Origin of the sequence: Actinomadura sp. KC345 (genome assembly GCF_004348515.1) — a bacterium.
Classification (GTDB): Bacteria; Actinomycetota; Actinomycetes; order Streptosporangiales; family Streptosporangiaceae; genus Spirillospora.
This window is the reverse complement of the sequence record NZ_SMKH01000348.1, coordinates 1-7,513: the sequence shown is the minus strand read 5'-3', so window position 1 is coordinate 7,513 and position 7,513 is coordinate 1. Positions and strand designations below refer to the sequence as shown.

8 protein-coding genes are annotated in these 7,513 nt (G+C 68.8%); 3 read left to right on the top strand and 5 right to left on the bottom strand.

Going from position 1 to position 7,513, the window contains the following annotated elements; translation table 11 throughout:
* Both E1281_RS40785 and E1281_RS34790 read left to right on the top strand, forming a co-directional pair.
* Nucleotides 1–266: hypothetical protein (locus E1281_RS40785; RefSeq protein ID WP_207943674.1), on the top strand; the 266-nt coding region annotated here is incomplete at its 5' end.
* Nucleotides 267–280: 14 nt separating this feature from the next.
* Nucleotides 281–1,159 carry a hypothetical protein gene (locus E1281_RS34790; protein ID WP_131883958.1) on the top strand — a complete coding sequence of 293 codons (879 nt, stop codon included), beginning with the start codon at nucleotides 281–283 and terminating at the stop codon, nucleotides 1,157–1,159.
* 102 nt (nucleotides 1,160–1,261) lie between these two features.
* On the opposite strand, the gene E1281_RS34785 is transcribed toward E1281_RS34790, so the two are convergent.
* The 5 genes from E1281_RS34785 to E1281_RS34765 all read right to left on the bottom strand — a co-directional run bounded on the left by E1281_RS34785 (nucleotide 1,262) and on the right by E1281_RS34765 (nucleotide 6,641).
* Nucleotides 1,262–2,398: a chitinase gene (locus tag E1281_RS34785; RefSeq protein ID WP_131883957.1), complete on the bottom strand. Its 1,137-nt coding sequence runs from the start codon at nucleotides 2,396–2,398 to the stop codon at nucleotides 1,262–1,264.
* Nucleotides 2,399–2,409: 11 nt separating this feature from the next.
* Nucleotides 2,410–3,441, bottom strand: coding sequence for a chitinase (locus tag E1281_RS34780; RefSeq protein ID WP_243717713.1), 1,032 nt, complete (start codon nucleotides 3,439–3,441; stop codon nucleotides 2,410–2,412).
* Nucleotides 3,442–3,688: 247 nt separating this feature from the next.
* Nucleotides 3,689–4,579 (bottom strand): phosphorothioated DNA-binding restriction endonuclease, encoded by an 891-nt coding sequence (locus tag E1281_RS34775; RefSeq protein ID WP_131883956.1) that lies wholly within the window; start codon nucleotides 4,577–4,579, stop codon nucleotides 3,689–3,691.
* A 10-nt stretch (nucleotides 4,580–4,589) separates the two neighbouring features.
* The gene (locus tag E1281_RS34770; protein ID WP_131883955.1) at nucleotides 4,590–6,110 is read right to left on the bottom strand and encodes a hypothetical protein; all 1,521 of its coding nucleotides are present in this window, start codon (nucleotides 6,108–6,110) and stop codon (nucleotides 4,590–4,592) included.
* Between the two features lie 129 nt (nucleotides 6,111–6,239).
* On the bottom strand, nucleotides 6,240–6,641 hold the full coding sequence (locus tag E1281_RS34765; RefSeq protein WP_131883954.1) for an ATP-binding protein: 402 nt from the start codon (nucleotides 6,639–6,641) through the stop codon (nucleotides 6,240–6,242).
* 167 nt (nucleotides 6,642–6,808) lie between these two features.
* Here E1281_RS34765 and E1281_RS34760 point away from each other — a divergent pair, with 167 nt between their 5' ends.
* Complete coding sequence (locus E1281_RS34760; protein WP_131883953.1) at nucleotides 6,809–7,396, top strand: helix-turn-helix transcriptional regulator; 588 nt, start codon at nucleotides 6,809–6,811, stop codon at nucleotides 7,394–7,396.
* Nucleotides 7,397–7,513: the final 117 nt, after the last annotated feature.

Below are 7,513 nucleotides of genomic sequence, written 5' to 3'. Positions count from 1 at the left end.
CCAAGGATCCGCAGGCCGCGGCCGCCGCCGCCAAGATCAAGCCCACGCCCGGGGCAGGTGACGGCGGCGAACCGGCGGGCGGCGAGGCGGAGGGCACCGGACCGGCGGGGACCGCGCCGAACGGCGACATGCGCCCGGTGAGCGACGGCGCGGACGGCCCGTCCCCGCGGTGGCTGCCACTGCTGCCGCCCGTGCTCGGCGGCGTCATCATCCTCGCCGCGGCCTTCAACACACTCCGCGCCCTCGTCCGGCGCCGTATCCGATAAGCCTGGGAGGACCAGTGGCCACGACCGACACTGACAACGACACCGACACCCGGGCCGACACCGACGCGGTGGAAGCGTCCGAAACCGAGCCCGCGACGGCGGAGGCCGAGGCCGAGGCTGAGGAGTCGGGAGCGGACGAGATCGGCGAAGACACCAAGGAGGAGGGCGCCAAGGAGGAGGGCGCCAAGGAGGAGGGCGCCAAAAAGCAAGGCGGCAAAGAGGAGGGCGCCAAAAAGCAAGGCGGCAAGGAGGAGGCCGTCGAGGTCGGCGAAGGCGGCAAGAGGCTGGGCGAACGTGCGTGGGCGCGGATGCCGGGGCGGGCGCGGCTGCCGGGCAAGGCGGGGTTGGTCAAGGCCACGGTGGCGGTCGCGCTCGTCGGGTCGGTGATCACGGCCGGGCTCCAGTGGTACCAGGCCGACCGGGCAGCGGAACGGGACGCGGAGCGGCGGCAGGTCCGGGCCAGCGCGGCCGAGTTCGGGGAGGCGCTCCTCAGCTACGACCACACCAAGCTGCAGCAGACGCGGGACCGGGTCCTCGCGCTGGCGTCGGACGACTTCGCCAAGACCTACGACGAGGCGTTCACCGGCGGGCTCGAAGGCGTCATCACGAAGCTGAAGGCCGACGCGACGGCGACCGTCCGCACCGTGTACCTGGGGGAGATCGAGTCCGGTACCGCGAAGGCCGTCGTCGTCATGGACTCCGAGGTGAAGAGCACGTCGGGCACCCGCCGCGTCCTCGGGTCCTACCTCGACATGCGGCTGACGCGGCGCGGCGAGGAATGGAAGATCACCGAGGTCACCTCCGTCGGCGCGGCGAACGAGACCATGACGAACCCCGAGGGCGAGCAGCAGAAGCCGGACTCGGCGGACCCCTCACCGGCCCCTAGCCCCTGATCGGCGTCATGGGGCAGGGCACCGTGAGGAGCGGGGTCGCCGCCGCCGACCCGGCGGCGACCCCGCGCTTATGGGGAGCGGGCTTCAGGGCGTTCTGGGCCTTCAGGGGAGGGCGTTCAGGAAGGGTTCATGGCTGTTCATGAACTCCCAGTCGTAGTAGTGGTCCCAGTTGATCGACCAGGTCATCAGGCCCCGCAGGTCCGGGGACGTCCCGCCGCGCAGCGTGTACGAGCCGCACTCCTGGCCCTTGACCAGGCAGTTCAGCGCCTGGTGCACCTGGGCGGGCGGCGTGTGCCCGTTGCCCGCGCTGACCGCGGCGGGCAGGCCGAAACCGATCTGGTCGGGACGCAGGCCGGGGAACGTGTGACCGGTGCCGGCGACCGTGAACCCGGCCTTCACCATGTCGGTCATCGCGATGTGGAAATCGGCGCCGCCCATCGTGTGGTACTGGCCGTCCAGCCCCATCACGGGCCCGGAGTTGTAGTCCTGGACGTGCAGCACCGTCAGGTCGTCGCGCATCGCGTGGATCACGGGGAGGTAAGCGCCCGTCCGGTTGTCCCCGGCACCGGCGCCGCCGTAGAACTGGTGTCCGACCTGCACGAAGAACGTCTCGGGCGCCATCGTCAGGACGAAGTCGTCCCCGTACCTGTCCTTGAGCGACTTCAGCGCCGAGATCAGGTTCACGATCACGGGGGTGGTGGGGTTGCGGAAGTCGGTGTCGCCCGCGTCGAGGTAGAGCGAGTGGCCTTCGAAGTCGATGTCGAGGCCGTCGAGCCCGTACCGGTCGATGATCTCCGAGACCGATCGGACGAACGCGTCCCGAGCGGCGGCCGTGGTCAGCTGCACCTGGCCGTTCTGGCCGCCGATCGAGATCAGGACCTTCTTGCCCTGCGCCTGCTTGGCGCGGATGGCGGCGGTGAACTCCTCGTCGCTCTCGACGTTCGGGCATTCGCTCACCGGGCAGCGGGTGAAACGGATGTCGCCCGATGTGGGCGTCGTCGGTTCACCGAAGGCGAGGTCGATGATGTCCCAGGCGTCCGGGACGTCCGCCATCCGCACGTAGCCGGAGCCGTTGGCGAAGCTCGCGTGCAGGTACCCGATGAGAGCGTGCTCGGGGAGCGCGGCGCCGGTTCCGGCCGCATCGCTCGCGAGCGCGGCCGGCCCCGTCCGCACGGGGCTCGCCACCCCTGCCAGCAGCAGTCCCGCGAGGGCGACCGCCAAGACCGGGATCTTCTTCATGACGGTCCCTCCTACGGCAGCGTGTCGAGGTGCGGGCCGACGGTCCCGGCGAACCCGCCGCCGTTCGTGACGTCCCAGTTGATCGACCACGTCATCGCGCCGCGGATCTCGGGATACGTCCGGGACGGCGTGAAAGATCCGCAGTTCGTGCCCTTGGCCAGGCAGTCCAGGGCGTCGTTGACCATCGACGGCGCGACCACGCCGCCGCCCGCCGCGCCCGGTCCCGCCGGGAGCCCCAGCGCGACCTGGTCGGGACGCAGCCCGTTCTCGAGCTGGATGCAGGCCAGCGCGGTCATGAAGTCGACCGTGCCCTGCCCGTACACCTGCTGGTCGCAGCCGAGCATGGTGCCCGAGTTGTAGTACTGCATGTGGACGACCGTGAGGATGTCCTTGATGTTCAGCGCGAGCTGGAAGTACGACCCGGCGGTGGACTGCATGTCGATCGTCTGCGGCGCCATCGTGATGACCAGGTCGCCGCCGGCCTGGCCGTGCAGGTCTCGGAGCGCCTGCGCCATGTAGGTCGGGTCGAGCCCGTTCTCCAGGTCGATGTCGACTCCGTCGAACCCGTACTCGGTCATCAGCCCGTGCACGGTGTCGGCGAACAGGGCGGCGGCCTGCGCGTCCGCGACCCGGATGGCGCCCCTCTCGCCGCCGACGGAGAGGATGACCTTCTTGCCGGCGGCCTGGAGCGCCGCCACATCGGCCTTGAACTGCGCGTCGGTGTAGCCGCCGACCGCGTTCGAGAGCCCGGGGTCGACCTGGAAGGTGACCTCGCCCGGACGGGTCGTCGCCTCCCCGAAGGCCACCGCGACGAGGTCGTACTCGCCCGGCACCTGCGACAGCTTCATTTCGTCGGCCGGGTTCTCGAAGTTGTGCCAGTAGCCGGTGAGGAAGTGCCGGGGGAGCTGAGCGGCGTCGGTGCCGGCTGGGGCGGTGGACGTGGTTTCGGCGTGGGCGGTGTTGGCGGTGGGTGCGGCGGTGAGCGGCGCGAGGAGCGCGAGCGGGAGGACGGCGAGGACGCTGAGAACTGAGCGGGGGCGCAAGTCTCACTCCATCGATAGGAAGCCGGCAGATTCCCCCGAACCCCGAGTCAATCCAATCATTAGGAAGGTTTCCTGTAAGTTAGGGGCCACGGTAACCAGTGGCCGTGACCTGGGCAACCCTTCGCCCCGTGTGGAGTCGGTGGCGCCGAGCAACCAGTCCAGCTCGAAAGCCGAACCAGCGCGGAGCGGCCTGCAAGATTGGCACCGATGGCCGAACGAGCGGATGTGGAACGGCACTATCCGCCAATCAGGCGGCGCGGGCGGGACCGCGGAACACCTGCCTGGTGTGCCATGCGATGTGCTGGGGCTCGACGGGGGCCGATCCTGCCTGCGGCTTCTGCGCGGGGCGTCCGACCAGGGCGAGAACCAGGCTCCGCGACGTGTCGGCACGGCTCACGTACTTGCGCGAGACCGTGATCGCGTGATCGTCGGTCAGACCGACCACCCCCCTGTCGAAAAGCCGGTGGTGGAGTGCGCACAGGCAGATCCCGTTGCCGAGATCGTCGGCACCGCCATAGGTCCGCCATCGCACATGCGCGGCATCGAGGCCGACCGCGACGCCGCTCAGCCAGCCGTCATAACCGCAGAAGGCGCAGCAGTACTCGTACGCTTCCAGCACTTCCATCCGGAAGGCCGGATCGCGGGGGCCGAACTCGTCGCTCACCTGGGGCGGCAGTGCGGCTTCCGCCAGGTCCAGCCCGACCATCTGGCAGATGTCGGCATGCAGGGACGGCGCGAAATTGGCGTCCAGCAAGGCCCGCACGAGCTGGGGGAGCAGCGCCGAGTTCTCCGAGAGCGCGGTGGCGAGAGCCGGATGCAGCCGTCCCTCGGCATGCAGTTTCCGCAACGGCCCGACATTGGGACCCGGGCTGCCCGCGCCGTCGGCGGTCGTGACCTCCCAGAGGCGGTCGTCATTGGTCAGGTGATGGAAGGGATAACCCGGACTCGTGGTCCGGGGTGGCCCGAACTCTTGCAGGAGCCGGTCGAGGTCCTGCTCGGCGGCCGAGAACTCGATCGGGCGGGGTCCCTCGCTCCGGAATCGGCCGAGCGCGTACAGGAGGAGCAGCGGCTTGTGCGGAGCGCGCTCGCCATTGCGTGAATAGCGCCTGACACTGAGAACCCGTTCCACCCAGTCCACGCCCGACACCCTAGTTCGGCTGGACACCGTCCGCGGGTCCGTCGTCCTCGCGTTCGTCCTCGCGTTCGTCCTCCAGGGCCTTGCGGATGGTGGCTTCCGCGGCCGGGCGGGGATCGGACTCCGCGGCCCGGGTGACCGCGCGGTCCCAATCGGCGGCCGTCTCGTCGACCAGCTGTTTGAACGCGCCCTCGATGGCGGCGCCCCCGACCAGATCGGCGACGGCGATCAGCGGACGGGCCCAGTCGCGGCCCTCGACGGTCACCGTGGTGTCCACCTTCCACCGGTCGCCGTCCGCCGGCGAACCCGCGATGGAGACGCCTCCTTCTGCCAACGGGTGGTCGGCGGTCGCGGTGAAGGCCGGGGGTTCGCCGCCGGAGCCGCCGACGCCCGCCCACCAGCGTTCGAGATTCGCCTCGCCCGCCAGGCTGAGCTGCGTGAGATCCTCGATCTCGCCGCTGAGGGCGGCTCGGATGACGGCGGGTTTCCGTGCGCTGTCGATTTCGGCCCATCCCGTCTGCGCTTCGTCCGGGCTGCTGAACTCGACGCGGCTGGGGCCGGCGGAATCCCACGCCACGACCTTCACGTTCAGTGATTCGTCCTTGTCCACACCCTCGGAGACGAACCGGTAATGCGCGCCGGCCTCGATATGCTCGCCTTCAACGAGACGGACGTCGGCAGGCGTGTCCGCGAGGCGGCCCTTTTCGAAGCGCAACTCTTCGATGGCCCGGTGCAGCGCCGCCACGTACTCCTCAACCCATTCACGTGAGACGGTCTTGACCTCCACCTGATGTTTCAGGGTGACGCGCTCCCGCAACCCGCGTTCCACCCGGGCGGGCACGGAGTCATTCCAGGCGGCCTCCGCCTTTGCGAAACCGTCACGCAGCGCACGGCGGACTCGATTTCGCACGACGAGCAGAGCGACCGCGACCAGCGGGCGGGCGATCCCGCGTCCACTGAAGCGCAGCTTGCTCTTGACCGTCCAGCGTTCGTCCTTGTCCTTGCCTCGATCGATGAGAAGGGACGCGGAGGCGAACGGGGGCCGGACCATCAGCGAGATGGGAGCCGCCCGCTGACCGAGCACGGCCCACCATTCCTCGAACCGCACCTCGGCCTCCCATCTCGCTCGCTTGAACCTGCGAAATGGTTTCCCGCCTTGGAAGTCGCCCTCGGCACGGAGCGTATGGGCCCGCCGGCCTGCCATGCGTAGCTCCAGCCGTGCGGTGATGACGTTCCCGTCGACCTCGGACGTGATCTCGACGTGTGATTCACCGGTGCGGTTCCAGGACACCACCCGCACCTCGATGTCGGTCTTCTCGTCCTCCATGTCCGGCGGCACGATCCGGTAGCGGGCACCGGCGGCGAGATGCTCACCCTCGACCAGCCGCACGTCGCCGACGTCCACTCCGATATTGAGGCGTCCGTCGTCGGCGAAGGGCAGCTTCTCCAACGCGTCGAGCAGGGCGCCGACGACCCCGTCCGTCAGGGGACGAGGAACCGGGGCGAGCGCGACACTGTTCCTGAAACGCGGCATGCCGAGCATGCTCCCGCACCCGCGGGCCGTCCTGCCACAGCTCTGGTCATGTACCGCCTCGCCGGTCCCGCGTGATCGCCCACTCGGGATGCAGAAGGTGCTGAAGCAGCAGCAGCGTGACCGGTGCGTTCAGCGGAGCGTCGCCCACGCGACCTTGCCCCCTTCGTTCAGAGGACGGACGCCCCACGCCTGGACCAGTTCGGACATCAGCAGCAGCCCCCGGCCGGACGAGGCCGCGTGGTTCTCCGGTCGTATCACCGGGCGGCCCTCACCGGCATCCCAGACCTCCACGGTCACCGGGCCGTCGTGTCCATCGTGTCCGTCGCGGACGACCCGGACGATGATCGGTGCCTTTCCGTGCCGGTATGCGTTGGTGACGAGTTCGCAGACCACCAGCCGGGCCACGTAGTCATCGTCGATCCTCCATTCGCGGAACTGCTCGGCCAGGAACCGGCGCGCGAGGCGGGGTGCTTGATCGGACGAATCGAGAATGAGCATCGGGATCTCGGGCGGAGTGACTGTCGTCGGCATGTGCGTGACCTCTTTGGAACGGTGTCCGTCTTGTGTCTTCACAGCGTGGACGGGTGGCGCTACGTTCAGTAGGCGATTGGTGACGGCGTGGAGCTGCTCTGGAACGTTCTGTGGCGCCGTCGAAGCTCGCTGAAGGTCGTTGAACCCGGACACTGGAGGGCAAAGTGATGGTCGATCCCTACAGCCCGCAGGCCATCTGGGGCCGTGAGCTGCGCCATTACCGCAGACAGGCCGGGCAGACGCAGGCCGAACTCGCCGCCCGGATCAATTTCTCGGAGTCACTGATCTCCGGGGCCGAGACGGGGCAGCTCGCCGCCTCCATCCCGTTCGCGGAGGCGTGCGACCGCGAACTCGAGACCGGTGGAGCGCTCCTGCGGATGCTCGACTTCAAGAAGGCTCACCGTTTCCCGACCGGGTTCGCCGAGTACCTGGAGGTCGAGAAGGAGACCTCCATGATCCGCTGGTACGAGGGGCTCTGCATCCCGGGCCTGCTCCAGACGCCCGACTATGCGCGCGAACTCCACCGTGCCGGTCGTCCCGGCGACACCGAAGAGGAGATCGAGTCCCTCGTCGCAACGCGTATGGAGCGCAAGACGCTGCTCGCCGAGGCGAACGGACCCACGGTGTGGGTTCTGGTGGACGAACCCGTCCTGCGCCGCCCGGTCGGTTCACCCAAGATCATGCGCGACCAGATCGGCCATATCCTGGAGAGCTCCGAACACCCGAAGATCTCCTTCCAGGTAATCCAGGGCTAATGCGTTCTCAAGTGCTGAGATGAGCTGGTAGATCGGCAGGCCAACGGCGAGTGGCACCCGGGGTTGTGAACGACGAACGCGGTCCCCGATGATCTTGGGTGTCTAAGCCAGTCGATC

What these genes read in the sequence shown, in the direction of transcription:
- E1281_RS34785 (WP_131883957.1), bottom strand. Translation starts at nt 2,398, where the DNA reads ATGAAGAAGATCCCGGTCTTGGCGGTCGCCCTCGCGGGACTGCTGCTG.
- E1281_RS34770 (WP_131883955.1), bottom strand. Translation starts at nt 6,110, where the DNA reads ATGCCGCGTTTCAGGAACAGTGTCGCGCTCGCCCCGGTTCCTCGTCCC.
- E1281_RS34765 (WP_131883954.1), bottom strand. Translation starts at nt 6,641, where the DNA reads ATGCCGACGACAGTCACTCCGCCCGAGATCCCGATGCTCATTCTCGAT.
- E1281_RS34760 (WP_131883953.1), top strand. Translation starts at nt 6,809, where the DNA reads ATGGTCGATCCCTACAGCCCGCAGGCCATCTGGGGCCGTGAGCTGCGC.